Origin of the sequence: Nocardioides humi, from assembly GCF_006494775.1 — a bacterium.
Classification (GTDB): domain Bacteria; phylum Actinomycetota; class Actinomycetes; order Propionibacteriales; family Nocardioidaceae; genus Nocardioides; species Nocardioides humi.
This window is the reverse complement of record NZ_CP041146.1, coordinates 751,614-776,245: the sequence shown is the minus strand read 5'-3', so window position 1 is coordinate 776,245 and position 24,632 is coordinate 751,614. Positions and strand designations below refer to the sequence as shown.

General features: G+C 68.6%; 27 protein-coding genes and 1 pseudogene. 6 read left to right on the top strand and 22 right to left on the bottom strand.

What is annotated here, in order from left to right; all coding sequences use genetic code 11:
• Nucleotides 1-2: 2 nt before the first annotated feature.
• A pseudogene (lnt, locus tag FIV44_RS33855) lies at nt 3-1,064 on the bottom strand (apolipoprotein N-acyltransferase); the annotation flags it as partial.
• The gene (locus FIV44_RS30200) at nt 1,034-1,321 is read right to left on the bottom strand and encodes a hypothetical protein (RefSeq protein WP_181410971.1); all 288 of its coding nucleotides are present in this window, start codon (nt 1,319-1,321) and stop codon (nt 1,034-1,036) included. The pseudogene lnt and the gene FIV44_RS30200, both read right to left, overlap by 31 nt.
• A gap of 75 nt (nt 1,322-1,396) precedes the next feature.
• Here FIV44_RS30200 and FIV44_RS03810 point away from each other — a divergent pair, with 75 nt between their 5' ends.
• Nucleotides 1,397-1,759 (top strand): BlaI/MecI/CopY family transcriptional regulator, encoded by a 363-nt coding sequence (locus tag FIV44_RS03810; RefSeq protein ID WP_141003327.1) that lies wholly within the window; start codon nt 1,397-1,399, stop codon nt 1,757-1,759.
• Nucleotides 1,760-2,079: 320 nt separating this feature from the next.
• Entirely contained in the window at nt 2,080-2,700 is a 621-nt protein-coding gene (locus FIV44_RS03805) for a M48 family metalloprotease (protein ID WP_141003326.1), read from the top strand.
• A gap of 10 nt (nt 2,701-2,710) precedes the next feature.
• Here the strand turns inward: FIV44_RS03805 and FIV44_RS03800 are convergent, their stop codons facing one another.
• The 9 genes from FIV44_RS03800 to FIV44_RS03765 form a co-directional block, all read right to left on the bottom strand.
• On the bottom strand, nt 2,711-3,013 hold the full coding sequence (locus FIV44_RS03800; RefSeq protein ID WP_181410970.1) for a TlpA family protein disulfide reductase: 303 nt from the start codon (nt 3,011-3,013) through the stop codon (nt 2,711-2,713).
• Nucleotides 3,014-3,350: 337 nt separating this feature from the next.
• On the bottom strand, nt 3,351-3,836 hold the full coding sequence (locus FIV44_RS34295) for a cytochrome c biogenesis CcdA family protein (RefSeq protein WP_484213887.1): 486 nt from the start codon (nt 3,834-3,836) through the stop codon (nt 3,351-3,353).
• Entirely contained in the window at nt 3,794-4,129 is a 336-nt protein-coding gene (locus FIV44_RS34290) for a cytochrome c biogenesis CcdA family protein (RefSeq protein WP_484213886.1), read from the bottom strand. Before FIV44_RS34290 ends, FIV44_RS34295 begins: the two co-directional genes overlap by 43 nt.
• Before the next feature lie 10 nt (nt 4,130-4,139).
• Entirely contained in the window at nt 4,140-4,754 is a 615-nt protein-coding gene (locus tag FIV44_RS03790) for a vitamin K epoxide reductase family protein (protein ID WP_141003324.1), read from the bottom strand.
• On the bottom strand, nt 4,751-5,410 hold the full coding sequence (locus tag FIV44_RS03785) for a DsbA family protein (RefSeq protein WP_141003323.1): 660 nt from the start codon (nt 5,408-5,410) through the stop codon (nt 4,751-4,753). Before FIV44_RS03785 ends, FIV44_RS03790 begins: the two co-directional genes overlap by 4 nt.
• Nucleotides 5,411-5,592: 182 nt before the next feature.
• Entirely contained in the window at nt 5,593-6,189 is a 597-nt protein-coding gene (locus FIV44_RS03780; protein WP_141003322.1) for a cadmium resistance transporter, read from the bottom strand.
• 167 nt (nt 6,190-6,356) lie between these two features.
• Complete coding sequence (lspA, locus tag FIV44_RS03775) at nt 6,357-6,902, bottom strand: signal peptidase II (RefSeq protein ID WP_141003321.1); 546 nt, start codon at nt 6,900-6,902, stop codon at nt 6,357-6,359.
• Complete coding sequence (locus tag FIV44_RS03770) at nt 6,899-8,869, bottom strand: heavy metal translocating P-type ATPase (protein WP_141003320.1); 1,971 nt, start codon at nt 8,867-8,869, stop codon at nt 6,899-6,901. The genes lspA and FIV44_RS03770 overlap by 4 nt, the downstream gene beginning before the upstream one ends.
• Nucleotides 8,866-9,255, bottom strand: a complete 390-nt coding sequence (locus FIV44_RS03765; protein WP_141003319.1) for an ArsR/SmtB family transcription factor — start codon at nt 9,253-9,255, stop codon at nt 8,866-8,868. Before FIV44_RS03765 ends, FIV44_RS03770 begins: the two co-directional genes overlap by 4 nt.
• 72 nt (nt 9,256-9,327) lie before the next feature.
• On the opposite strand from FIV44_RS03765, the gene FIV44_RS03760 reads away from it, so the two are divergent.
• Genes FIV44_RS03760 through FIV44_RS03750 form a run of 3 tightly spaced genes read left to right on the top strand, consistent with a single transcriptional unit; the run spans nt 9,328 to nt 14,337 of the window.
• On the top strand, nt 9,328-11,595 hold the full coding sequence (locus FIV44_RS03760) for an MMPL family transporter (RefSeq protein WP_141003318.1): 2,268 nt from the start codon (nt 9,328-9,330) through the stop codon (nt 11,593-11,595).
• Nucleotides 11,596-11,629: 34 nt separating this feature from the next.
• Nucleotides 11,630-13,177, top strand: a complete 1,548-nt coding sequence (locus FIV44_RS03755) for a DHA2 family efflux MFS transporter permease subunit (RefSeq protein ID WP_141003317.1) — start codon at nt 11,630-11,632, stop codon at nt 13,175-13,177.
• 47 nt (nt 13,178-13,224) lie between these two features.
• The gene (locus tag FIV44_RS03750) at nt 13,225-14,337 is read left to right on the top strand and encodes a cytochrome P450 (RefSeq protein ID WP_219996279.1); all 1,113 of its coding nucleotides are present in this window, start codon (nt 13,225-13,227) and stop codon (nt 14,335-14,337) included.
• Between the two features lie 222 nt (nt 14,338-14,559).
• On the opposite strand, the gene FIV44_RS03745 is transcribed toward FIV44_RS03750, so the two are convergent.
• A complete protein-coding gene (locus FIV44_RS03745) occupies nt 14,560-15,189 on the bottom strand; it encodes a YHS domain-containing protein (RefSeq protein ID WP_141003316.1) in 630 nt (209 codons plus the stop codon).
• A gap of 88 nt (nt 15,190-15,277) precedes the next feature.
• Between FIV44_RS03745 and FIV44_RS03740 the strand changes: the two genes are divergently transcribed.
• On the top strand, nt 15,278-15,775 hold the full coding sequence (locus FIV44_RS03740) for a DUF2752 domain-containing protein (protein WP_219996278.1): 498 nt from the start codon (nt 15,278-15,280) through the stop codon (nt 15,773-15,775).
• Nucleotides 15,776-15,846: 71 nt separating this feature from the next.
• Here FIV44_RS03740 and FIV44_RS03735 read toward each other — a convergent pair whose 3' ends face one another.
• From FIV44_RS03735 to FIV44_RS03690, 10 genes are all read right to left on the bottom strand, one after another.
• Entirely contained in the window at nt 15,847-16,848 is a 1,002-nt protein-coding gene (locus tag FIV44_RS03735) for an IS3 family transposase (RefSeq protein ID WP_141003315.1), read from the bottom strand.
• On the bottom strand, nt 16,845-17,207 hold the full coding sequence (locus FIV44_RS03730; RefSeq protein ID WP_141003314.1) for a transposase: 363 nt from the start codon (nt 17,205-17,207) through the stop codon (nt 16,845-16,847). The genes FIV44_RS03735 and FIV44_RS03730 overlap by 4 nt, the downstream gene beginning before the upstream one ends.
• Nucleotides 17,208-17,338: 131 nt before the next feature.
• On the bottom strand, nt 17,339-18,169 hold the full coding sequence (locus FIV44_RS03725; protein WP_141003313.1) for a DUF3152 domain-containing protein: 831 nt from the start codon (nt 18,167-18,169) through the stop codon (nt 17,339-17,341).
• 15 nt (nt 18,170-18,184) lie between these two features.
• Nucleotides 18,185-19,021 (bottom strand): F510_1955 family glycosylhydrolase, encoded by an 837-nt coding sequence (locus FIV44_RS03720; protein ID WP_141003312.1) that lies wholly within the window; start codon nt 19,019-19,021, stop codon nt 18,185-18,187.
• Between the two features lie 64 nt (nt 19,022-19,085).
• Complete coding sequence (locus FIV44_RS03715; protein ID WP_141003311.1) at nt 19,086-19,646, bottom strand: DUF305 domain-containing protein; 561 nt, start codon at nt 19,644-19,646, stop codon at nt 19,086-19,088.
• 82 nt (nt 19,647-19,728) lie between these two features.
• Entirely contained in the window at nt 19,729-20,130 is a 402-nt protein-coding gene (locus FIV44_RS03710) for a DUF6153 family protein (RefSeq protein WP_246086793.1), read from the bottom strand.
• A 344-nt stretch (nt 20,131-20,474) separates the two neighbouring features.
• On the bottom strand, nt 20,475-21,101 hold the full coding sequence (locus tag FIV44_RS03705; RefSeq protein ID WP_141003309.1) for a class I SAM-dependent methyltransferase: 627 nt from the start codon (nt 21,099-21,101) through the stop codon (nt 20,475-20,477).
• A complete protein-coding gene (locus FIV44_RS03700) occupies nt 21,098-21,301 on the bottom strand; it encodes a YgaP family membrane protein (protein ID WP_141003308.1) in 204 nt (67 codons plus the stop codon). Before FIV44_RS03700 ends, FIV44_RS03705 begins: the two co-directional genes overlap by 4 nt.
• Nucleotides 21,302-21,441: 140 nt before the next feature.
• Nucleotides 21,442-23,769: an MMPL family transporter gene (locus FIV44_RS03695; RefSeq protein WP_246086792.1), complete on the bottom strand. Its 2,328-nt coding sequence runs from the start codon at nt 23,767-23,769 to the stop codon at nt 21,442-21,444.
• Nucleotides 23,770-23,807: 38 nt separating this feature from the next.
• Entirely contained in the window at nt 23,808-24,632 is an 825-nt protein-coding gene (locus FIV44_RS03690; protein ID WP_141003307.1) for a sulfite exporter TauE/SafE family protein, read from the bottom strand.

The following is a 24,632-nucleotide window of genomic DNA, read 5'->3' as shown; positions in this document are numbered from 1 at the left end:
GCGGTCACGCGCCCGTTAGGGTCCACGACGGCCGAGATTCCGTTCGTCGACGCGACGGCCACGCTGCGGCTGAGCTCCACGGCGCGAGCCCGCGTGATCTCGAACTGCTGCTCCGGCTGGGACGTTCCGAAGAAGGTCGCGTTGCTGGTCTGCACGGTGACCAGTTGCGCGCCGCGCCTCACCTGATCCGGAAGCACGTCGTCGTAGGCGACGTCGAAACAGATGGCATCAGCGACCTGGATGCCTCCGAGGTCGAGGGGTCCCTCACCCGATCCTGCGAGGAAGTCGCGCGGGATCAGCTGGAATCGGGACGACCAACCGCCGATCACGGAGCGCCAGGGGATGTATTCGCCGAACGGGACAGGATGCGTCTTGGTGTACGTGGCACCGGTCCTGCCATCGGGAAGCCACAGGATGCCGCGGTTGTACGCCGTGGCGTCGTCTGGTCCGTCGAAGATGCCGCCGACCAACGTGGGGACACCCAACGCGGACACGGCCTCGTCGATGACGATGCGGGTAGCCCCGTCGCGGAGAGGGTCGACTGCGGTGGAGTTTTCCGGCCATACGACGAGATCTGGCGGGCGCTCTATCCCCTTCGAGATGCGCTCGGCAAGCTCGCGAGTCTCTCGGACGTGGTTGGCAGTCACCTGTCGGTGGTGGCCCGCCAGATCACGACCATCGCCGGGCACGCCACCCTGCACAACCGCGAGTCGGAGAGTGCCCTGGGCTGAGGGCGCGTAGGGCACCGCCACCGCCATGCACAGGGCCGCGAAGGCGCTGGCCAATACGGCGAGACTCCAAGCTCTCTGCTGGAGGGCGATTCCCCCGAGAGCGAACCCGACCGTGGCCACGAAAAAGCCTGTCCCCGCGATTCCGGCGTAAGGCAGCAGGGTCTCCCACGGTGTATCGAGAGCCGTGACGCCAAGGCGGCCCCAGGGCATTCCTCCGAGTGGCCAGGCACTTCGTGTCGTCTCCACGAGCGCCCAGACGGCGCCCGCCCACACCGGCCCCGCAGGCAGGCGACTGACCGCCCTCACCCCAGCAGCTGCGACGGCGATTGCCATAGCCTGCGTCCCCCGAGAAGCGCCCACGCAAGCCAGCCGATCGAGTCCACGAGCCACCACAGCAACACCGCCATGAAGGCGAAGCCGAAGCCGGCGCCATGGAGCAGAGCTGCCTGCCATGAGGATCTCGTGACAGCTAGCCAGAGAGCGCTCATCGCCAGGGGGGCGAGCCAGCCGTTGCCGACCGGTTCGAACGCGAGAGCGGCGAGCAACCCGCCGGCGAGGGCGAGCGGGAGCGTGCGAAGTTCGCGAGGCATGGGCGGCGTGAGATTCTGTGGGAAGGGAACGCGACTACGAACTAACATAGTAGAAATGGTGGGTGGAGGACTTCGATGAGGCAGCTCGGTCAGCTGGAAGCGGTCGTGATGCACCGCTTGTGGGAGTGGGCCCGCCCGGTCTCGGTGCGCGAGGTCGTTGATGACCTTCAGCAGCAGCGCGAGATCGCCTACACGACCGTCATGACCGTCATGGACAACCTGCATCGCAAGGGGCTGGTGGCACGGGAGAAGGACGGACGGGCGTACCGGTACACCGCCGCGATGTCGCGCGAAGACCACGCTGCTGGCCTTCTGGAGGATGTCCTGGCCCAGACCCCGGACCGCGGCGCCGCTCTGCTCAGCTTCGTTGGACACCTCTCGCCCGATGAGCAGGTTCAGCTCCGCGCAGCCCTGTCCCAGTTCGACGAGGAAGCCTGACGCATGCTGGCTCCCATCGCGCTGCTCGTCTTTGCTGTCGCCATGGCGGCGGTCGGGCCCCGGATGCTGGTGCGAGCCGCTTGGGTGAAGCGCGCTCCCGGCTGGGGGGTGCTGGCTTGGCAGGGCCTGACTGCGTCGCTGGTCGTTGCGATCCTCATGCTAGGGCTAGTCCTCGCGGCGCCGCTGTCGCCGCTCGCCGATGCCATGGCGTACATGTGGGCGACGAACGTTCCTGAGGTGGTCGAGCATTACCTGACTCCTGCGGGCTACGGACTGGCCAGCACGGCAGTGGTCGGCCTGGCCGCTCTCATGCTGAGGCTGTGCTCGCTCACCGCTGTAACGGCGCGAAACACATCGCGTGCGCGTCGTGCGCAAGCCAGCGTGCTAGACCTTGTGGGGAGAAGCATCCTGGCGGTTTCGTCGTCATCGAGCACACCACGCCCCTGGTGTACTGCCTTCCTGGGGCATGCGGCGGACGAATCGTGGTCACCAGTGCCGCACTTCGCGTACTTACGAGCGAGGAGCTCGACCTCGTCCTTGCTCACGAACGCTCGCACCTTCGTGCACGCCACGACATCGCGCTCGCGATGGCACAGGTCCTGCGCCGAGCCTTCGGTCCGCTCCGGGTGTTCCGTACGGCCCAGGAGCAGATCGCAACGCTCGTCGAGATGCAGGCCGACGACGCCGCTCGAGACCCGAGAGGGCTCGCGCGCGCCCTGGTCACCTTGGGTTGCGGCGCTCCCCAGGCGGGGCTCGCCGCCGGCGATGTCGCCGCCGTCGCGCGCGTGCGACGGCTCACGGAACAGGACGGTAGCTGGTCCCGCGCGAGGGGCACTGCGGTCTTGGTCGGCACCTTCGTGTTGCTCGCGGCGCCGATGGTCCTGGCGATCTCGCCCATGATCAGGATGATCGTTACCGGCTGCGAGACGATGCTCGCCTGAGAGGTGGGCGCTATTCCGTTCCTTGGCTCTCGGCGACGACGGGCTCCAACAGGTTTCGCAAGGTGGTAGCCGTAACAGGACCGATCGCCCTTGCGGCTACCCGTCCTTCTCGGTCCACGACCAACGTCGTCGGAACCGCGGCCGCGGCCAGAGAGCTGTGGAAGGCGCCCATCGCTTCAGCAGAGTCGCCTGAGGTGATGCTGTCGTAGGGGACGCCATGCTCTCGTTCGAACGCCCTGGCAGCGGCGTCGTTGTCGCGCACGTTGATCCCGACGAACGTCACGTCGCCCGCGAACTCCTTCGCGACCTCCACCAGGTCGGGGCTTCGGCGACACAGGGTGCGCACCAAGAGCCCCAGACGTTGTAGACGACGACCTTGCCCTCAAGCGTCGCTGTGTTGAGCCATTCTCCGCTGAGGAGTTGAGCCTGGAACGGCTCTCCGGCCGGGCGGTCGTCGGCGTCGTACTCCTCGACGACCGACCCGCCCTGGGCGCGGGCGCGGGGGTCACCCTCGGAGCGTCCGGCCACGACCCACGCGAGCAGCGCAACGGCGGCCGCGATCAGGATCAGGGTCAGAAGGCGGGTTCCGCGCGAGCGCGACGCGGGTCCTTCGGGGCGGTCCACGTTCACTTCCTGCTCAGTTGGGATGCTCATATCGGTGTCTTCCAGCCGGTGATCAGGGACTGCAGGGATGCCATCAGCTCCGACCACGCGCCGGTGAGCTGTAGGAGGCCAAGGACGATGAGGAACGCGCCCCCGATGCGGGCGACCTTGATGCCATGTCGGCGGGCCCAGGCGAACCGGCGCATCGCCTTGCTGACTGACAATGCCGAGAGGAGGAACGGCAGGCCGAGGCCCACGCTGTAGGCGAAAGCGAGGACCGCGCCTCTGCCCGCGGTGGCGGAACTCGTAGCCAAAGTCAGCACCGCAGCGAGAGCCGGGCCGATGCACGGTGTCCACCCGACGCCGAACACAACTCCGAGCAGCGGGGCGCCGGCGAGCCCGACTTGGGGTCGATAGCTCAGGCGCATGGTTCGGCCGAGGAGCGGCACGCGTGCGCCGGACAGGGCGAACACCAGACCGAACACGATCGTCAGGGCTCCCGAGACCCGGATGATCGTCTCCTGATGGCGCACCAACTGTGAGCCCAGAGCCCGAACAGGGCGCCGTAGCTGGTGAAGACGACCGCGAAGCCGAGCACGAAGAGCAGTGCTCCCAGCATGGTGCGCCCGCGGCGCGACGGAGCCTCACCTCTCAGCTCACGGACGACGGCGGACTCCTGCCCCGACACCCCCGCAACGTAGGAGAGGTAGCCCGGCACAAGGGGGAGTGAGCAGGGGGAGAAGAAGGACACGACCCCGGCCGTGGCTGCGACGAGCGCCGCCAGGAGTAGCGACCCGGAGAGCACCGTTTCCTGCAGGCCAGTCATGCGATCACCGTCATGCCAGGGTCCGCCAGTAGTACCAGAACTGCTCGGTGATCAGCACGAGGACCAGGACGACCACAGACGTCAGGACGAGCAGGTGCCACTCGGTCACCGCGCGAACAACCCCAGATGTCGCGACGCGTCGGCCGAAGAGGCCGGACTGCGCATTGCGCAGTGACACGTACCAGAACAGCGGCACCACAACGGCCCAGACCGCCATGCAATAGGGGCAGAGTGCGCCGATCCGGTACAGGCTCTGGAAGATCAGCCAGCCGACAAACGCGGCGGCCAAGGTGACTCCGACCTGGAGTCCGAGCCAGTACCAGCGGGCGAGGCGGGCCCCGGCGAGCATCGCAGCACCGGTCGCGGCCACTACTGGGAACGCTGCGACGCCGATGAGCGGGTTCGGAAAGCCGAACACCTCAGCCTGTGTCGTCTTCATGATCGACCCACAGTTGAGAACGGGATTGAGGCTGCACGACGGCGTGTACCCCGCATCCGTGAGAAGCGCCAGCTTCTCAACGGTCAACACGAAGGCTGCCGCGAAGCCGATCAGGCCACCGATCAGGAGCAGGAGCGCGAGCGCTCGGTCCGGTGCCCGCCGGGTGGGATCAGTTGCGAGCGTCACTCGGCCAGGGCCTCCATGAGGCCTTCCTCGAAGTCTTCGACCGACGCGGGCTCGAACCGCTTGCCATCGAGGAAGAACGTGGGCGTGCCCTGGACGCCGAGGGCAATGCCGTCCTCGACGTCGCGCTGCACTCGAGCCGCAACCTCCTCGGAGGCGTAATCGGCGTCGTACTGCTCCATGTCGAGACCGATCTCCGCGGCGAACTGCCGGAACAGGTCGTCAAGCGGGACCTGCTGCTCGCCCCAGGACGCCTGGGTCTCATACATCTTGTGGTACATCTCCTCAAACTTGCCCTGCCGGGCCGAAGACTCCACCGCGCGAGCAGCGCGCTCGGCGTTGAAGTGCCCGGGGAGCGGGAAGTAGCGGGCCACGAACGTCACCTGATCGCCGTACTTCTCACGCATGTCCTCCACGACCGGGAACGCCGCCCGGCACGCCTCGCACTCGAAATCCAGGAACTCGACGAACACGACGTCGCTGCTGCCGCGCTGGCCGATGATCCGGCTGTCCTCCCTCACGAGTCGACTGTCGGACGCACCACCGGGGGCATCGGCACCCGCCCCGCCGCTGTCGCGGCCGGCGAGAACCAGCAGTGTCGCCACCACCGCGACGAAAACGCCGGCAACCAGTAGGGACACCCTGACCTGTGGCTTCATGCAGACGTACCCTTCGCTCGCTATCTACTAAGGTGCATCGTAGTCGACTCTCGACGCCCGTCGCGCAGCGGTGTGTGAAGGCGTGATTCGCAGCCGCCCGGGAGAGCTCGGAGACCTTCGGCTTCTTCGGCACCACGGCGCTCAGGTGCAGGTAGGTTTCGAGGTCAGAGGCTCGCGGAGGGTCATAGGCCGAACGCGCCTCCTTCGATCAGAATGACGAGGCCCAGTCCGATGAGGACCAGAGGGAACAGGATGTGCTCCCAACGTTCGAGCACCTCGGCGATCGGCTTGCGCGTGGCGACGAACTTCGCGGCTAGAACGAGGACCACGACCAGGGCCAGGAAGACGACGCAGTAGGCCACGAGGGCGCCAGTACCGACCGCCAGGAACACCGGGACGTAGACCCCGATGTTGTCTCCGCCGTTGGCGAATGTGACTGCGGCAACGGTCAGAGCGCCGATAGGGCGGTCCGCGACGTTGTCGTTGTCATCGTCCCCGTTGCGCCAGACCCGCCAGGCGTGGTACGCGCCCAGCAGCAGCGGAATGAGGCCGAAGTATGGAATTACGCCGTCGGGGAGGAAGTACCCGGCGCCGAAGGTCACTGCTAGGGCGGCGAGGAGGATGCCGCCGAATCCGAGGTACTGCCCAGCGATGATCTTTGCGGTGGTGCCTCGTTGTCCGGCTCCGCGGGCGAAGAACAGTGACAGGACGATGATGTCGTCGATGTTGGTCACCAGGAACAAGCCGATCGCCTGCAGCGCGGCGGTGATCGTGTTCATGCCTACTTCGTCTCCTTCGGTCGCTTGTCGCTCGCGCGTTTGGCGGTCAGAGGCCCGCGCCTGCTGTGTCACCGCCGCGGCGGTGAGAGCAACTGCCGGCGTGTGGCGATCCCCGTCATTGAGAGGTGGTGACGTCAGCCGCGCATGTTGCCGTCATCGGGGATGGGTCACGGGTCCTTCGTGTCTGGGGTGACCGGATCGACCTGTGCCGGCTCCTCCCGTACTTCGTCAGCCACCTGCCCGGGGCGGGCGTGCACCAGCGCGATCGCGATGCATCCCATGACGAGGAACGTGTCGGCGAGATTGAAGGTCGGCCACCAGCCAGTGTGCAGGTAGTCGGTGACCACACCGTCACGAGCACGGTCGACCACATTGGCGACCGCTCCGCCGATCACGGCGCCGCCGGCGACTCGTTCGACCCAACCGGCTCGTGGTGCCCGGAGCCAGGCGTACACGGCGAACCCGACCGAGATTGCCGCCGTGGCGGCGACGATAACCCAGACCGGCAGCCGGTCACCCATGCTGAACGCCACCCCTGGGTTGTACGCCAGCTGCAGCTGGATGAGACCCAGGTCGACGGTCGAGTCGGCGAGCCGCACCTCAGAGACAGCCTTGGCGGCCAGATCAACGGCGGCGACCGCGGCCGCGACCAGCGCGACTGCGGCGCGGCCGGTCCGGGCACTGATGGCGACGCTGGCAGGGGCGCGGCTCACCTGGCCCCGGCCTCTGCAGGCATGGCGGCAGCCGTGGACGTCTGCACGGGCGGCGGGGGGAGCGGGCGGGCCCGGCCAGCACGGACACCGTTGCCGATGACGAAGATCTCGGCGATCTCGTGGACAAGGACCACTGCGGCGAGTCCGAGCACGCCGAGAGCGGCCAGCGGGATCAGAACCGCGATCAGAGCGAGGGAGAGGCCCACGTTCTGCAGCATGATCGACCTCGCCCGGCGGGCGTGGGTCAGGCTGTGCGGTAGGTGACGCAGATCTTCACCCATCAGGGCGACATCGGCGGTCTCGATCGCCACGTCGCTGCCCATCGCGCCCATCGCGATCCCGACGTCGGCCGTGGCCAGAGCCGGCGCGTCGTTGACGCCGTCACCGACCATCGCTGTCGGACGGCTGTCACGGAGTCGGCGAATGATGGCCGACTTGTCCTCAGGGCGAAGGTCGGCGTGCACGTCGGTGATCCCCGCCTCGGCGGCGAGAGCGCTCGCGGTGCGCTCGTTGTCGCCGGTGAGCATGGCGACCTGGTAGCCGCCGGCGCGCAGCCGAGCGACCACTTCGATCGCCTCGGGGCGCAGGTCGTCGCGGACGGCGACGGCGCCGATCACGGTGCCGTCGTACTCGACCAACACCGCGGTGGCGCCCGCCTGCTGCATGCGCGTGACCGGCTCGGCGAGGTCGCCTGCGGGAATCCAGCCGGGGCGCCCCAGACGGGCGGGCCGGCCGTCGACGGTTCCAGTGAGGCCGGCGCCGGTGACGGCCTCGACGCCGTCGGCAGAACGGTGCTCGGGGATCGCGGCGAGGATGGCCCGCGCGAGGGGGTGCTCGCTGCGAGACTCGAGGGCTGCGGCGATGTCGAGAACCTGCTCCCGGGTGTGGCCGGTAGCAGTGGCGACCTCAACGACGGCGGGCTCGTTGCGGGTCAGGGTGCCGGTCTTGTCCAGGGCGACGGCGCGGATCCGGCCGAGGGCTTCCAGGGCCGCCCCACCCTTGACCAGCGCGCCGATGCGGCTGGCTGCACCGATGGCGGCGACCACGGTAACCGGCACGGAGATCGCCAGCGCGCAAGGAGAGGCGGCAACCAGGACGACCAGGGCGCGCTCGATCCAGGTCGCGGGGTCGCCCAGCACGCTGCCGGCGATGGCGATGACGGCGGCGAGGACCATGATCCCGGGCACCAGGGGCTTGGCGATGCGGTCGGCGAGCCGCTGGGCGTTGCCCTTGCGGGACTGCTCGGCCTCGACGATGGTGACGATCCGTGCCAGGGCGTTGTCCTCGGCAGTCGTGGTGACCTCGACCTCGAGGACGCCGGTGCCGTTGATCGAGCCGGCGTAGACGGTGTCACCGACGCCGACCTCGACCGGAACGGACTCACCAGTCAATGCGGAGACGTCGATTGCGGTGCGGCCGTCGCGAATGACGCCGTCGGTGGCGACGCGCTCACCTGGCCGGACAAGCAGCAGATCGCCGATCGCGAGGTCGACCGGAGCGACCGTGACCTGGGCGCCACCGCGAAGGACGGTCGCCTCCGCCGGAACCAGGGACAAGAGCGCGCGCAGGCCCCGGCGGGTGCGGGCGACGGCGTACTCCTCCAAGCCCTCGCTGATGGAGTAGAGGAACGCCAGCATCGCAGCCTCGGCGACCTCGCCCAGGATGACCGCACCCACGGCGGCGATCGTCATCAGAGTCCCGACGCCGATCTTGCCCTTCGCCAGCCGCTTCAGGGTGTTCGGGACGAAGGTCCAGGCGCCCAGGGCTAGCGCAACGGCGTTCAGGCCGATCGCCGACTCGTCAGATGCACCAGAACGATCGGCGATGAAGCCCGCGAGGAGGAAGAGTCCGGCGAGGGCGGCGAACCGCAGTTCGCTGACCTCCCATAGCCGCTCTGGCTCCTGCTCCTCGACCTCTCCGTCGTCGTTGCGTGGTTCGTCGTTGCCGCAGCCGCAGGCGTCCGTCACGGTGCTACTTCCTCGGTGGTGGGGGTGGTCGCGGCAGGGGTGCCAGCCGCAGGGCCGTAGTTCGGGCAGAGCTCGACGGCATCGCCGGTGAGGGCGAGCAACCGCTCGGCTGCGCCGAGCAGATCCATCAGCTCGGGATGGGCGATGGAGTAGAACATCTGCCGGCCCTCGGGCCGGCCGACGATGAGGCCGCACTCGCGCAGGCATGCAAGATGACCCGACACGGTGCCCTGCGCCAGTCCGAGGGACTCCGTCAGGTCCACGACGCGCCGCTCGCCATCAGCGAGCTGTCGGACGATCGCCAGCCGATTGCGGTCCGCGAGGCCATGGAACATTGCGGCGCCCCGCAGCAGCGCCGGGTCTGGATTGGGCGTTGTCATTGGCATACGCCGATGATAGCGTCGCTCCCGTTGATCGTCCAGTCCCGCTGACAGCGGCCAAGCCTGAAGGATTCCATCATGGTGACGACGACGACGGTGCACGACGAGCGGAGCGGGAGGCGGGAGCCGGAGATCGCGCCGGGCGCGTTCCTGCGGTTCCTTCTCCGGCGCCGTGGGCTCGTGCTCCTGGTGGCACTGCTGCTCATGATTCTGGCCGGTGTCGCCGGGCAAGACGCTGGCGACAAGCTGGTCTCTGGTGCCTACCTCGATCCTTCAGCAGAGTCTCAACGCGCGTCGCGGTTGTTGACAGAGCAGTTTCCCGGTGGGCCGCCGAATCTGGTTCTGCTCGCCGAGGCACAGGGCGGAGACCTCGACTCCCAGGAAGCGGAGCAGTCAGGACGCGACCTCACCGAGCAGCTCGCGGAGACACCTGGCGTGGCCAGCGTGCAGTCCTACTGGACGACGCAGGACCCTGCCCTGCGCGCGGACGACGGCCGATCCGCCCTGATCACGCTGCAACTGACCGGCGGCGAGCACGCCGCGCAGGAGACGGCGGCAAGCGTCGTCGAGGATCTCGAGGAGATGTCGAGCACGCTGCGAGTGAGGGCCACCGGACCAGCTGCGGTCGGGCTGGCGGTCGACGAGCAGGCCGAGAGCGACCTGGTGTCTGCGGAGATGGTGACGTTGCCCATCACCCTGCTCGTGTTGCTGCTGGTGTTCGGCTCCGCGATCGCGGCGGGCCTGCCGCTGCTGGTGGGAGCGGGTGCGGTCGTGGGGACGCTGGCGGTCCTGGGGCTGCTCGCCGAGGCAACGACGATGTCGAGCTACGCACTGAACCTGACGACCGCTCTGGGGTTCGGGCTGGCGGTGGACTACAGCTTGTTCCTGGTCACCCGGTTCCGCGAGGAACGACGCGCCGGTCGCACTGTTGACGCCTCCGTTGTCGTTGCCGTGCGTACCGCTGGGCGCACCGTGGTGTTCTCCGCGGTCACGGTCGCGCTCTCGCTAGCGGCACTGCTGTTGTTCCCGATGCCGTTCCTGCGATCGCTGGGATACGCCGGGATCGCGGTCACCGCGCTGGCGGCCGTGATCGCGGTCATCGTGGGTCCCGCGCTCCTCGCCCTGGTCGGGCACCGACTGGACCGAGCCGACGTGTTCTCCCCGATTCGCCGGCGGGTCGCCCGGCGCCGCGCGGCGATGGGGGAGGATCGGCAGGCCTGGCACCGGATCGCCGCGCTGGTGATGCGGCGCCCCGTGCTGGTCCTGATCTCGGTCAGCGCGGTCCTCGTGCTGCTGGTGTTGCCCTTTGCCGGGGTGCGGTTCGGGCTGCTGGACCACCGGACCCTGCCCGCCGACCACCCCGTCACGGAAACCGCCGAACGGCTGGTCCACGACTTCCCCAGCGCGGCCGAGGACCCGATCGCCGTGGTGCTGCCCGAACAATCCGGGACATCGGTCGACGAGGACGAGCTGGACGCGTACGCCGCCCAGCTCTCAACCCTGCCGGGGGTCAGCGCCGTGGAGACCGCCACCGGCCGCTACGCCGACGGACAACCGAACGCTCCCGCCGGTGAGCAGGCCGCCGCCCTGGATGCTCGCTACACCTCGGCGGCGGGGACCTGGGTGGCCGTCACGCCGCTGGCCTCGGAGCCCGCCGACGCCCGCGACGTGGTGGATGAGATCCGTGACCAGCCCGCGCCGGGGGAGATGATGGTCGCCGGATCAGCCGCAACCCTGGTGGATGCCACCGACACGATCGCCGACCGCCTGCCGTATGCGCTGGGCGTCATCGCCCTGTCCACGTTCGTGCTGCTGTTCCTGTTCACCGGGTCGCTGCTGATTCCGGTGAAGGCGATTGTGACCAACTTGCTCAGCCTCAGCGCCACTTTCGGCGCGCTGGTGTACGTGTTCCAGGAGGGTCACCTGCGCTGGTTGGTCGGTGACTTCACCCCGACCGGCACGCTGGAGACCACGCTGCCGGTGCTGGTCTTCTGCATCGCCTTCGGCCTTTCTATGGACTATGAGGTCTTCCTGCTCTCGAGGATCACCGAGGCCCACCGCAATGGCGCCACGACCTCCGAGGCCGTCGCCCAAGGCCTGCAGCGCACCGGCGGGCTGATCACGGCCGCGGCCGCGATCCTGATCACCGTGTTCCTCGCACTGGCCGCCTCGAACCTGACGGCGCTGAAGGTGATCGGTGTCGGCCTGACCTTGGCGGTCGTACTGGACGCCACCATCGTGCGTGCCCTGTTGGTGCCCGCGATCATGCGGCTGGCGGGCGAGGCGAACTGGTGGGCGCCATCGCCGCTGCGGCGCCTGCACGACCGGCTCGGACTCACCGACTGACCCCACCCAACCGGCCACTTGGGAAGGAAGCTCCATGACGACGGGATACGACGACCCGCGGCGCTGGTGGGCGCTCGCGGCTCTGGGTCTGGCGGTCCTGACCCTCGGTTTCGACATCACCATCATGAATGTCGCCCTGCCGACCATCGCCACCGAGCTGGAGGTCGGCACCGACGCACTGCAGTGGATGGTCAACGCCTACATCCTGGTGATCGCCGGCTTGATGCTCACCTGTGGGGCGCTGGGGGACCGGTACGGCCGCAAACGACTGCTCCTGATCGGGCTCGGCCTGTTCGGGATCTCCTCGTCTATCGCCGCAGGGGTCGACTCGGCAGGCCCCGTGATCGCCGCACGCGGCGTGATGGGTATGGGAGCGGCCATCATGATGCCGGTCGCGTTCGCGGTGCTGGCCGCGCTCTTCGGCCCGGCCGAGCGCGGCAGGGCGGTCTCGTTGCTGGTGATGGGTCTCGGGGTCGGGATCCCGCTCGGGCCGATCATCGGCGGCTACCTGCTCGAGCACTTCTGGTGGGGGTCGATCTTCCTGATCAATGTCCCGATCGCGATCATCGGCGCGATCGCCATCGCGTTCCTGCTCCCTGAGTCGCGCGACCCGACGCCACGCCGCCCCGACGTACTAGGAGCGGTGCTGTCCACGGCCGGACTCACCTCGCTGGTCTACGGGGTGATCGAGGCCCCCTCTCGCGGGTGGTCGGACTTGGCGACCATCGGGCCGATCACCGCCGGATTGGTGGTGCTGGCAGGTTTCGTGGCCTGGGAGCTGCGGGTCCGCGACCCGATGATTGACCTGCACCTGTTCAGACGGCCCCAGTTCCTGTGGGCGAGCATCGCCGGCGTCCTGGTCACCTTCGGCATGCTCGGACTGTTGTTCGTCGTCCCGCAGTATCTGCAGTTCGTCACCGGCCACGACGCACTCGGCACCGGGATCCGTCTACTGCCGCTGATCGGCGGGTTGGTCGTCGGCGCCCCGGCAGGGGAGCGGCTCGCCGCGCGCACCGGCTACCGGGTGCCGGTCTCCGCCGGACTGGCGGTGCTCGCCGCAAGCGCGGCACTCGGCGCGCTCACCGGCCTACAGTCCAGCTACGGATTCGTCGCCACATGGCTCGCCACAGCCGGACTCGGCATCGGGATGGCGCTCGCACCCGCCATGGACGCCGTCCTCGACGCTCTCCCCACCGAGCACGCCGGAGCCGGGACCGCGATCACCATGACCCTGCGCCAGACCGGCGGTGCCCTCGGAGTCGCCCTCCTCGGCAGCCTCCTCGCCGAGGGCTACGCCAACCGAGTGCACACCGCTGGCCTGCCCGCGGAGGCAGCAGCGACTGCCCGTGAATCGATCGCCGGAGCACTCGCCGCCGCCACACGCCTCGCCGAGCCCTCGCTCGCCGCCAGCGCGCATGCCGCCTACCTACACGGCATGACCCTCGTGCTGGCCGCCACGGCCATCACCGCCGGGCTCAGCGCGTTGCTCACCGCGCTCCGTTTGCCTGGCAAGCCAAGCGCTGCTTCCGTTGATGATCACCGCACCCTCGGCGCGACGACCTCCGACGACAGGGACGTCTGAACCGATGATCAGAAAGCTGGGCAGCCGGCCACAGAAGGGACCACACCATGACCTTCCCCGCCCTCAAGACCGTCGACAGCACTATGGCCCTCCTCCGGGACCCCTATCGTTACATCTCCCGTCGTGCCGCCGAACGAGGAAGTCAGACCTTCGAGACTCGGCTCCTCATGCGGCCCACCACTTGCATGACGGGAGCCGAAGCGGCTGCCGTCTTCTACGACCCGAAGCGGTTCCAGAGGGCCGGCGCCGCCCCACCGCCACTACAGAAGACGCTGTTCGGTCAGGGAGGCGTTCAGGGTCTCGACGGCACCGGGCATCGGCAGCGCAAGGCGATGTTCCTCGAGATCGCTGGACCCGAGCGGGTCGCGGCGCTTGCCGATCTCGTGACCTGTGAGTGGAGGCGCGCCATTCCTGAATGGGCCGCCGCCGGTCAGATCCAGCTCTACCCCCGACTCCAGGTTCTCCTGACCCGGGCCGTTTGTGAATGGGCTGGGATGCCGCTACCAGACGCCGACGTTGAGAGCCGCACCCGGCAGCTCAGCGCCCTCTTCGACGAAGCCGGTCACCTCGGCATCGGTCACCTCAAGTCACGGGTAGCCCGCAAGGCCGCGGATCAGTGGGCGGTGGGCATCATCGAGCAGATCCGCGCTGACGAGCTGGATCCTCCGCACGCCTCCGCGGCGTACGTCGTCGCCCACCACCGTGAGCCAGGTGGCGATCAGATGAGTTCCCGTGTCGCGGCGGTGGAACTGCTCAACGTGCTGCGGCCCACTGTCGCCACGGCGGTGTACATCACCTTCGTCGCACATGCACTGGACGCTGAGCCGGCTTGGCGAGAACGCCTCGCCCACGGCGACGGGGGAGAGGACCTGGCGTTCGTCGAGGAGGTGCGTCGCCACTACCCGTTCTTCCCGGCGGTGGCCGCGATCGTCCGCGACGACTTCGAGTGGCGGGGCCACCGGTTCACCCGGGGCCGCCGCGTCCTGCTCGATCTCTACGGTACCAATCACGACAGCACAGCATGGCGCGACCCGGAGCGCTTCAACCCCGAACGGTTCCTCGGCGCAGCACCGGACCGGTTCGCATTCGTCCCTCAAGGGGCGGGGACGCAGCCCTGCACCATCGGTGTCCCGGTGAACCGATCGCGACCCGGCTCATGATGGTCGCACTCGATCAGATGGTCAGGCACATGACCTACACGGCACTCGCCCCGTCCGCTCCGGTCGATTTCCGTCGACTCCCGGCACTGCCGAGCGGGGGTTATCCGATTCAGGTGGCCGCGACCAATGGTGGTCACACCGGTGCATGACCTCGGGTGGGGCTCCTGCGAACTGAGGGCCCAGCGGCGGCCGAGGCAGTGCAACGTCCCAGGACGCGTGTGATCAACTGTCGAATGCCTCAAGGCAATGCTCGGAGCAGAACCAATAGCGCTCGCCCTCGCGTGTCGTCTGGGCGGCAGCCCGTGCGGGGTCGATCACCATGCGACAGACGGGATCGACCGGCAGGGGCGGCCCGTGTCTGCCACTACGCGCGGACCAGATCCGAACTGCTTGCGCGACGTTCTTGAACCGGTGGTCGCCGTTGTCGCGGACCTCGATCTCCGTGAGCCTGCCTGCTCGCCTTCGGGTCGCGTCGGTGAGCAGCACCTGCCCGGCCGTGGCGAGATCTGCAACTCTCGCGGCAAGGTTGACTGTCGCCCCGAACCAGTCATCTCCTCGCCGCACGGCTGACCCGTAATGCATGCCGACCCGGACTGCCGGAAAGCCGTGGCTGCGGCCGATCACGTCGACGATGCGTACTCCAAGTGCGATCGCCTCCCGCGGATCGGGAACCCAGGACATGACAGCGTCGCCGAGAGTCTTCACGTCACGGCCGCCGTGATCCAGCTCGAGGGAACACACGCGCTCACAGAACATCTGCGCCAGGTCAGCAGCTCGCTCGTCCCCGTGCGCCTCAGTGAGCGCCGTGTAACCGGCCAAGTCTGCGAACATGAAGGTCCCAATCTCGGTCATGCTGGTCTCCTGCAAGCGCGAGAAATGTTGCTGGCTCGGTGCCCGAACCTAGCGCCCGCGGCGTTCTCCTAGGTGGCATAGTAGAATCATGAATCCATCGAACGATGGTCCTGCAAACGGGGTCGTCGCAGAGAGCATGGCGAGGGCGCGGCCCATTCGCCTGACGCTCGACCGACGAGACGGCCACCGTCAGTACACGCTCATCGCCACGATCCTCGCTCTCGTCGGTGTAGTGATGGCTGCGGCAATGGCTGTGTTCGGACTGCCTCCGTTCAGCCTGAGCGGGCCATTGCACGACCTGGGTCTCATCTGTCCGCTCTGCGGCGGCACCCGGTCGGCGCGCTTGACCGCTCAGGGCAACCTGGCTGAAGCTTGGAACTACAACCCATTGGGAATCGTCGCGGTACTGGGAGCCGCGGCTACCGTGATGCGCACATCGTTCGGATGGACCACCCGCCGCTGGCTCAATGTGCAGTGGAGCCTCAGCCCTAAGCAGCGTCGTGCGCTTCTCATACTGGCGATCGCCATGCTTGTCCTGCTCGAGATCCGCCAGATCCAGCGTGCAGACCTCCTCACCTCCAGCTGACCGCGACGCGCTGACGTCACCGGCGGGAACTCGCGAAGCGGAAGATGTCAAGCAGTCTGAGACACGTCTCGTTACGCGGTTTGTATGAGGGCCTCCGGTGATGGCTGGTTGATCCAGGCCGCCTCGGGCAGTTTGGGCGCGATGGGTCGGCGGTTGCCGAACCGTTCGGGGTGAGCGGCATGAGCGGCGTCGAGGGTCTGCTGTCGTTGGGCGCGGATCTCGGTCGCGGTGCCGTGGTGGACCGAAGCCGGGGTGTGCAGGCCGATCCCGGAGTGGCGGTGCTCGTGGTTGTAGTAAGTGAAGAACGCCTCGCAGAACGCCCTGGCATCTGCCAGCGACCCGAAGCTCTCGGGGAACACCGGCGCGTACTTCAGCGTCTTGAACGCCGACTCGCTGAACGGGTTGTCATTCGACACCCGCGGCCGGGAGTGGGACCGGTCGACGCCGAGGTCGAGAAGCAACTGGGCCACGGGCTTCGAGGTCATCGAGGTGCCCCGATCGGCATGGACTGCCTCGGGGATGCCGTGGACGCCCATCGCTTCCTCGAGCATGGTCTTGGCGATCTCGGAGTCCTCGACCGCCTGGACGGTCCACGCCACGACATAGCGGGAGAAGATGTCGAACACGACGTAGAGCTGGAACCAAACCCCGCGGCCGGGACCACGCAACTTGGTGATGTCCCAGGACCAGATCTGCCCGGGCTTGGTGGCCAGCAGCTCGGGCTTCTTCCGTGCAGGGTGGGTGGCCTGGCGGCGCCGGTCGCCGGCCGCACGGCAGGAACGCAACAGCCGGTGCATCGTGGACATCGAGCACCAATAGGTGCCCTCGTCGAGCAGCGTGGCCCACGTCTGCGCCACCGACTTGTCGCAGAACCGTTCGCTGGTCAACGCGGCCAGCACCTCAGCCCGCTCCTCGATGGACAGGGCGTTGGGTGGCGTGGGCCGCTTCGGTGCCGGGCCGTGCACCCGGGGCTGCTTGGCGCGGTAGTGACTGCCACGTGCACGGCCCAGCAGGTCGCACGCCTGCTTCACGCTCGTGTGGACAGCGAGCTCGTCGACCGCCGGGACGATCACCGCTGCGGCGGCTTCGGCGTGCCCGTGCTCTCGGAGAGCGTCTCCAAGAGCGCGTGTGCCTTTCCCACGATGTCCAACGCCGCCCTGGTCCGGGCGAGCTCGGCCTCGGCCTTCTCCGCACGAGCCTTGAGCTGCTCGATCTCCCGGTCCCGTCGGTCCTTCGTCTTCGGTCCCAGAGCGGTGACGGCGCCGGCCTGGGCGGCCTTGCGCCACTCGGTGATGTGGGAGGAGTACAGGCCCTCCCTGCGCAGGATCGCGCCCCGCTCGCCGGACTCGGCGGCGTCGTACTCGGCCACGATCTGGGCCTTGTACTCCGCAGTGAACGCGCGTCGCTTCGGACGATCAGCTCTCGGGGTCACCGCCCCATCATCGAACGCAGAGGTATCGGCCAACGTCATGGTCATCAGGTGTCTCGCTTCTCCGTCCCGTGCAGAGGGAAGGAACTCAGAAGTGGTGTCTCACCTCAGCCTGACGCACAGGGGCGCGTCGGTCAGTGGACCACGAGGTCCACCCGGGCGGGCCACGGGTTCGGCTCGCAGCCCTCCAGGCCCTTGGTCTGTTGCAGCATGACCGGCGCCAACTCTCCGGACCCGGGGCAGCCGACGTGGGCATAGCCGAGCGCGTGGCCGGTCTCGTGGTTGACGACGTAGCGCCGATACCCTGCCAGGTCGCCTGGGTAGCTCTCCGCGCCGAACTGCCACCTCCAGGCGTTGATCACCACGTTGTCGCCGTTGCGGCAAGACAGCCGGCCGCCGGTGTCGAGTGGAGCGCACAGCTCGTCCACCGTCTCGGGGGTTGCCAGGACGATGCGTAGGTCGGCGTGGTCGTCGACGCGGACGAGTCGATGGCGGGCGGCCCAGCCGCGCCGGTCGGTCAACGTCTCTTCGATGAACTGGGCGACCTGCGAAGCCGGGAAGGGTAGCCCGTCCTCGACCTCGACCCGGTAGGTGGTGGCCTCCTCGGTGGAGGTGGCTGTCGCAGCCGCGACCCGGAAGATGCCGGGTCCCTGTTCTGGAACTCGTGGGGTGGGGGGAGTGCGCCTGGCGGGTGCTGGGCTTCGGTGTCGGCCGACCGCTACCTCGCCGTTCGGCTGCCCGCTCGCCCGTGGCGGGGAAGGAGCCGCGGCGGTGGATGGCGGTGAGACGGCGGCATTTCGATCAGCGTCGTCGAGGTTCGGGAGGTCCTGCGCGAGGAGCAGGGCGGGCACCGCGACCGCGGAGGCGGTCAGGAGGACCGCCAGCCCGGCGAGCCAGGCCGGGGCCCGTCGCCTGGGTGCGCGATGGGCGCCGCTGTAGCGCGGCGGTTCTCTGTGTTTGCTCATCGTTGTAGCCCCGGGTCAGAGCACTCGCGCCCAGGTCGCGCCGGCATCGGTGGACCGGAACACGGTGGTCTCGGTGGCGGCGTACCAACCCTGCTCGCTGATCGTGAAGGCGGCCGGCTGCCCATCGATCGAGCCGGCCTCCGTCCAACTTTGTCCGTCATCGGTGCTGATGCGGACGGTGCCGTCCGGGGCGATTCCGGCCAAGGTGCCGTCGGGTGCGGTGTCGAGGTAGGTGGTGGTCGGCCCGCCGAGCTTGCGCGTCTCGCCGGTCTCAGGGTTGATGGTGATGAGCTGTGCTTGGTCGGTGGTCGCGATCAGCTGGTCCTGGGTCTCGGTGGCTGCGACGCTGAGCAGTGGGGCGGTCAGCACCGCCTCGAAGGTTCCTCGGTCCTCGGTGCGCAGCAGGCGACCGGAGGTGGCGTCGTAGGCGTAGAGCACGTCGCCGGCCGGCTCGAGGATGTGGAAGTCCGCCTCGCCCTGGAGGGCGACCGGCTTCCAGGTCTGGCCGGCATCGGTGGACTCGATGAGGCCGAGGTGGCTGGGCAGGTCCTCGCGGAGGTCCGGGTGGCCGCTGCCCAGGAAGTTGCCCGGTCCGACCACGGTGAAGGCCATGGTGTCCTGAAATCGGTCCGCGACCCGGCTGGGCTCTTGGTCGTCCTTGACGTGGAACAGCCCGAAGTGGGTGGCGACGTAGAGGGTGTCGTCGGCAGGATCGATGCCGAGCCCGTGGATGTGGCCGACCTCGGTGTCGTCGGCGGAGGGGCTTGCGGACGGGGTTCCCTTGCTGCACCCGACTCCGAGAAGGGTCGTAGTGAGCGCAAGGGTCGCGGTGACGAGGCTGGTTCGGTTCATGGCGAGAACTCCGATGTGAGGGGTGTCGGGCAGGCGGGCGTGCCTGCCCGACACCGAGACGACGTCAGGGCTTCAGCAGCTCCTGCATCGTCTGGATCTCCTCGGTCTGGGCGCTCTCGATCTCCCCGGCCAGCGCGAGGGCGTCGGGGAACTCACCCTCGGTCTGCTCGGTCTGCGCCATCTCGATCGCGCCCTCGTGGTGCTCGATCATCATGGTGAGGAACATCTGGTCGAATCCGGATCCCGAGGAGCCCTCGAGGTCAGCCATCTCCTCCTCGGACATCATCCCGGCCATGTCATCCGACGACATGTCGTGTCCGCCGTGTCCGCCATCTCCGGGCACCTCTTCGCCCCAGGAGTCCAGCCACCCGGTCATGGTCTCGATCTCGGGGTCCTGCGCCGCCTCGATGTCGGCGGCCAGGTCCTTGACCTCGGGGCTCTCGGCACGGGTCTCGGCGAGCTGGGCCATCTCGACGGCCTGCTGGTGGTGGGGGATCATCTGCTGCGCGAACGCGACGTCGGCGTCGTTGTGCCCGGCTGCGGAGTCGCTGCCGTCTTCGTTGCCGCACGCCGCGAGGGTGAGCAAACTGGCCGCGACGATGGCGGCGGTGAGGGTCTTGCGCATGGGTGTTCTCCATCTGTGTGATCGGTGTCTGGGCATGCGAACGTCCGAGTCACCCGGTGGGGTGTCCCGTGGCGAGTGCCTGTCAGCAGCGGATCACGCAGAGTCTGCGCAGGTCGGGCGGGTCACGGTCCCGCCCGATGAACACCGGAAGTGACCATCCCTGCAGCGTGCCCCGAGCAAGGCGGATGCGGCGTCGGCCCAGCAGCAGTGCGACGCCGAGAAGGATCCCGGCGAGAATCGCCAGGCAGAGCTCGAGCAGCCCGCCGCCTCCGTCGCCGTCCGGGGCTGGGGTCGGGTGGCCGGAGGTCAGCTGGCTCGACGCCCCCGTGGCGAGAGTGTCGTCGCCGGTGACGGGGGTGTGGCCGTGGGATCGATCGTGAGTGGCGGCCGTCATGTCGCTCGGACCCGGGGTCGCCACGAAGTGTGCGCCGGTGTGGGAGCCCCAGCCGTGCATCGACATCAGGCCGAACAGGGCCACGGCCACGGCGACGAGCGCAAGGCGCGCGCCCGATGCCGGGATCGCAGTTCGGACATCCCGCATTGTTCAATCCTACGCAGCGCCGGTTCGCAGTAGGCCAGCCGCGCACGAGCCGTCGACGCGACGATCTGGATGAGGACCTCCTGGCCCGGCAGGCGGCTTAGCCCAAGTCACCAGTTTGTGCAGCAGACCCTGCCACTGGGGCAGAACCCACCGACGATGGCCGCTCGTGCGAGAGTCGAAGATCCCACCGAAGGTGAAGTGCCTCGATCTCGCTCAGGCGACGAACAACTGGGCATTGTCATGAACTCGGGCACGGCTCGTTCGGGGTCCCATTCCTCCATGACCGGTCACGGGGGTCCGTGGGAACAATCGGCGCGCCGCGCTGTGACCCAGGTGAACTGCTGCCCGGCGCCGCCTGGAGTGAGGTGAGTCCGCGTTTCCGCATGAGTGAGGTCGAAAGCGGGCGCGAACAGAGCGGCGATGTCGTCGGAGGAGAAGCGGGCCGTCGGCAGGCCCGAGCAGGACGTGGGCCCGTCGGGGCCGAAGGTGGCCAGGACAAGGAGGCCACCAGCGGACAGGGCTAGGGCGGCCCGATCGACGTACGCCGCCTGGTCGGCCGGAGCTGTGAGGAAGTGGAACACGGCGCGGTCGTGCCACACGTCGTAGGTGCGGGAGGGTTCCCAGCAGAGGACGTCGCTGACGATGTAGGCGACCCGGTCTTCCCCGGGCCCGAGACGCTCGCGAGTCACTGCGAGCGCCTCCTGAGAGATGTCGAGCAGGGTGATGTCGTCGCGGCCGTCGGCGAGGAGCGCGCCGGGAAGCCGGGACGCGCCAGCCCCGATATCGATCACCGAGCCGGGCTGCGCGCGCAGCAGCTCCGCAGAGTGGGTGGGCATCTCCTCGAACCATGACACCGAGTCGAGGTCGCGCGAGGCGAAAACGGCATCCCAGTGATCAGCGCGCTCGTCGCTCATCGGAAGGCGCACCCGTTGCTGACGCCGAGGCGGCGGAAGATGACGGCCGCGGGACAGAAGCCAGTGATGCTCGACTGGAGCAGATTGAGCCCGACGAAGGCGGTCAGCAGCCACCACCACGGTGATACGAGGGCCACCAGCAAGGCGCTGAGAACGGTCAGGGTGCCGGCGAGGAGGAGAACGGCGCGGTCGAGGTTCATGCCTTCCCTCCGAAGAAGCGGCTGAAGAACCCGGTTCCGGCCTCGCGGGGTGGCCGGCGCACCGGTCGGCGCGCGGGACGCGGGCGAGGACCTGGTCGACGTGCTGGCCGCAGCCGGCCCAGGTGGTCTTGCCACACTTCTTACAAGTGACTGCTCGGCACATGGTGGAGCTCCTTTGGTTCGAGGTGATGGTGCGGGAGAGGTGAGGCTGGGAGGGGAGGTGTGGTCCGGACACCCGTGGGGGTCGCGCGCCCGGACCACGTGCCGCGGCGCAGGGGGCACGCCGTGGCGGTCGAGGGGCGCTCAGCCGTGCGAGAACGTGATGGTCGGCAACACGCGGCGCAGCCAGGCCGGCGACCACCAGGCCGCCTTGCCGGTGAGACGCAGCATGACCGGCAACAGCACGAGCCGCACGAGGAACGCGTCGAGCAGCACAGCGACGCCCAGCACGATGCCCATCTCCTTGGGGGCAGCGGACCGGACAGCGCGAAGGTGAAGAACACCGCGACCATGACCGCGCCGGCGGCGAAAATGACCCGTCCGGAGTGGGCCAGCGAGCCGACCATCGCGTCCTTCGGGTCGCCCGAGTGCTCGTAGTGCTCCTTGGCCGACGCGAGTAGGAAGACCGTGTAGTCCATGGCGATCGCGAAGATCATGGCGAAGAAGAACACCGGAGCCCACGCGTCGAGGAAGCCCTGACTCTCGAAGCCGAAGAAGTCAGCGCCGATGCCTTCCTGGAAGATCAGGCGGGCCACGCCAAACGCCGCAGCCGTCGACAGCAGGCTGGCCAGCGTGCCGAGCAACGAGATCAGCGGCGCCTGGAGCGCCACCAGCAACAGCAGGAACCCGAGCACGAGCACGACCCCGATCACGAGCGGCGTGGATTCGTCGAGCTGGGCCTTGAGGTCGAGGTTCTCCACCGCCGCGCCTCCGACTAGGGCGCTCGGCGGCAGGTCGGCGCGCAGCCGGTCGACGGTGTCGCCGAGGGCGGGGTCGGATGGGTCGACGGTCGGCACGGCCTGGATGAGGACCAGCCCGCTGTCGTCGGCTGCCGGCATGGCCGGCATCGCTCCGGCGATGCCGGAGTCGGAGGAAAGCACGGTGCTCGCGGCCTCGGCGTCGGAGGCCTTCATCACGATCTGCAGCGTGCCGGGTGCACCCTCGCCGAAGGACTCCTGCACTAGGTCGTAGCCGATCCGGGCGCTGGCGTCCTCGGGCAGGACCTTGATGGAGGGCATGGCGGTCTTGAGGCCGATGACCGGTGCGGCGAGCGCGAGCAGCACGATGAGCGCGCCCAGGCCCCAGACGACGGGGCGCTTCCAGAGTCGCTCGCCCCACGCGGCGAACTTCGGGGAGCGGTGCTCCCCGGTCTTGACCCAGGGCAGGGACAGCTTGTTGATTTTGTGGTCGAGCTTGAACAGCACCAGCGGCAGCAGGGTGAGTGTGGCGGCCAGGACGAAGACGACCGAGAGCATGATCCCGCCGGCCATCGAGCGGAACGAGGGCGAGGGCACGAGCATCACGGCCGACAGCGAGATCAGGACGGTGGCGCCGGAGAGCAGGACGGCCTTGCCGGCGGTGTCCATGGTCTCGGCGATGGCCTGCTTGGCGGAGTTGCCCGAGCCCATGCGGGATGCGCGGTAGCGGACGACGAGGAAGAGCGCGTAGTCGATGCCGAGCGCGAGGGCGAACATCATCGCGAAGTTCATGGCCCAGATGGAGACCGGGACGAGCTCATTGATGAGGACCAGGGAGCCGGCGGAGGCGACGAGGCCGGCGAGGGTCAGGATCAGGGGGAGGCCTGCGGCGACCAGGGCGCCGAAGGCGAGCACCAGGATCGCCATGGTGACGGGCCAGGAGAGCATCTCGGACTTCAGCATGGCTTCGAGGTTGGCCTCGTTGAAGTCTGACCAGAGCAGCGAGGAGCCGGTCGGGTTGACCTGGATGCCCTCGACGGAAAGGTCCTGGAGGTCGCCCTTGAGGTCGGTGGCGACCCGGACCATCTCGTTGGTGTCGGCACCCGCGCCCGCGAGGATGATCGCGGTGCTGCCGTCCTGGCTGATGGTCGCGCCGGGCATCGGCGCGATCACCTCAGCGATGCGTGGTTCGGCTTCGAGCATCCGGGTGACCTGGGCGAGGACCTCGGCGCCGGGGCCCTCGGTGACGGGTCCGTCGGTGGAGTGCACGACGACCTGGATGGCCGAGGAGGCGTTGCCGCCGAAGCTCTTCTGGGCGAGCTCGCGTGCGGCGACGGACTCGGATCCGTCGGCCTGCCAGCCGGCGCCGGACAGGTTGTGCTCGACCTGGGGGGCGAAGGCGCCCAGGCCGACGATGAGCAGCAGCCAGACGCCGGTGACGAGCTTGGCGTGGTTGGTCACCCAGAGGCCGAGGCGGCCGAGGGGGCCGGGGCGGAAGCCGGGGGTGAAGTCGGGGGAGGCGCCCTTCGACGGGGCGGTGGTGGTGCTCATGGATGTTCCGTTCGATGAGGGTTGAGCGGTGGGTGTGATCAGAGAAGGGCGGGGACCGCGCGGGCTGCCGTGTAGACGGCGACGCCGAGGACCAGGACGGCGAAGGCGGCCTGGAGGCGGTTGGTGCCGACACGGTCGGCGAGGCGTGCCCCTGCGACGGCTGCTGCCGCTGACGTTGCGGTGAGCGCGGCGACGGACGTCCAGTCCGGTGCGGCGCCGGAGCCAGCTCGGACAGCGAGCGCTGCGGCGCTGGTGATGGTGATGACAACCAGTGAGGTACCTGCGGCGTACTCCATCGGCAGCGCGAGGGCGAGCAGGAGGGCGGGAACGACGAGGAAGCCGCCGCCCACGCCCAGGAAGCCGGTCAGTGCCCCGACGACGGTCGCGGTCAGCAGCACCTTGAGGGCCCGGGGGCACTGGCAGGCGAAGGTCGGGCTGAACGTGATGATCGGGTCGTCCAGGGTGGGCCGCGCGACGTGCCGAGGGTCGTCTACGCGACGGTGGCGTAGCTGGCGCCAGGCCAGCATCCCGCCGACCAGCAGCATCAAGGCGGCGAAGGCGGCCAACAGGATGTCCTCGGGGACCCGGATGGACGCCTCCGCTCCCGCCACCGCCCCGCCGATCGCGACCAGGCCGAAGACCAGGCCGTGGCCGAGCAGCACGTTGCCGGCGCGGTGTGCGGCGATCGCCCCGATCAGGGAGGTGACGCCGACGACCACCAGCGACCCGGTCGTCGCCTGGGAGGCGGACTGATCGAGCAGGTACACCAGCACCGGCACGGCCAGGATCGAGCCGCCGCCGCCGAGTGCTCCAAGGGACAGGCCGATGAGCGCGCCGGCGGCGACGGCGAGGAGCAGTGTCAT

Coding starts and splice junctions, on each gene's coding strand:
- FIV44_RS30200 (WP_181410971.1), bottom strand. CDS start 1,321: ATGCCTCGCGAACTTCGCACGCTCCCGCTCGCCCTCGCCGGCGGGTTG.
- FIV44_RS03810 (WP_141003327.1), top strand. CDS start 1,397: ATGAGGCAGCTCGGTCAGCTGGAAGCGGTCGTGATGCACCGCTTGTGG.
- FIV44_RS34290 (WP_484213886.1), bottom strand. CDS start 4,129: ATGACTGGCCTGCAGGAAACGGTGCTCTCCGGGTCGCTACTCCTGGCG.
- FIV44_RS03785 (WP_141003323.1), bottom strand. CDS start 5,410: ATGAAGCCACAGGTCAGGGTGTCCCTACTGGTTGCCGGCGTTTTCGTC.
- FIV44_RS03780 (WP_141003322.1), bottom strand. CDS start 6,189: ATGAACACGATCACCGCCGCGCTGCAGGCGATCGGCTTGTTCCTGGTG.
- FIV44_RS03765 (WP_141003319.1), bottom strand. CDS start 9,255: ATGCCAATGACAACGCCCAATCCAGACCCGGCGCTGCTGCGGGGCGCC.
- FIV44_RS03760 (WP_141003318.1), top strand. CDS start 9,328: ATGGTGACGACGACGACGGTGCACGACGAGCGGAGCGGGAGGCGGGAG.
- FIV44_RS03755 (WP_141003317.1), top strand. CDS start 11,630: ATGACGACGGGATACGACGACCCGCGGCGCTGGTGGGCGCTCGCGGCT.
- FIV44_RS03750 (WP_219996279.1), top strand. CDS start 13,225: ATGACCTTCCCCGCCCTCAAGACCGTCGACAGCACTATGGCCCTCCTC.
- FIV44_RS03745 (WP_141003316.1), bottom strand. CDS start 15,189: ATGACCGAGATTGGGACCTTCATGTTCGCAGACTTGGCCGGTTACACG.
- FIV44_RS03740 (WP_219996278.1), top strand. CDS start 15,278: ATGAATCCATCGAACGATGGTCCTGCAAACGGGGTCGTCGCAGAGAGC.
- FIV44_RS03725 (WP_141003313.1), bottom strand. CDS start 18,169: ATGAGCAAACACAGAGAACCGCCGCGCTACAGCGGCGCCCATCGCGCA.
- FIV44_RS03720 (WP_141003312.1), bottom strand. CDS start 19,021: ATGAACCGAACCAGCCTCGTCACCGCGACCCTTGCGCTCACTACGACC.
- FIV44_RS03715 (WP_141003311.1), bottom strand. CDS start 19,646: ATGCGCAAGACCCTCACCGCCGCCATCGTCGCGGCCAGTTTGCTCACC.
- FIV44_RS03705 (WP_141003309.1), bottom strand. CDS start 21,101: ATGAGCGACGAGCGCGCTGATCACTGGGATGCCGTTTTCGCCTCGCGC.
- FIV44_RS03700 (WP_141003308.1), bottom strand. CDS start 21,301: ATGAACCTCGACCGCGCCGTTCTCCTCCTCGCCGGCACCCTGACCGTT.
- FIV44_RS03695 (WP_246086792.1), bottom strand. CDS start 23,769: ATGAGCACCACCACCGCCCCGTCGAAGGGCGCCTCCCCCGACTTCACC.
- FIV44_RS03690 (WP_141003307.1), bottom strand. CDS start 24,632: ATGACACTGCTCCTCGCCGTCGCCGCCGGCGCGCTCATCGGCCTGTCC.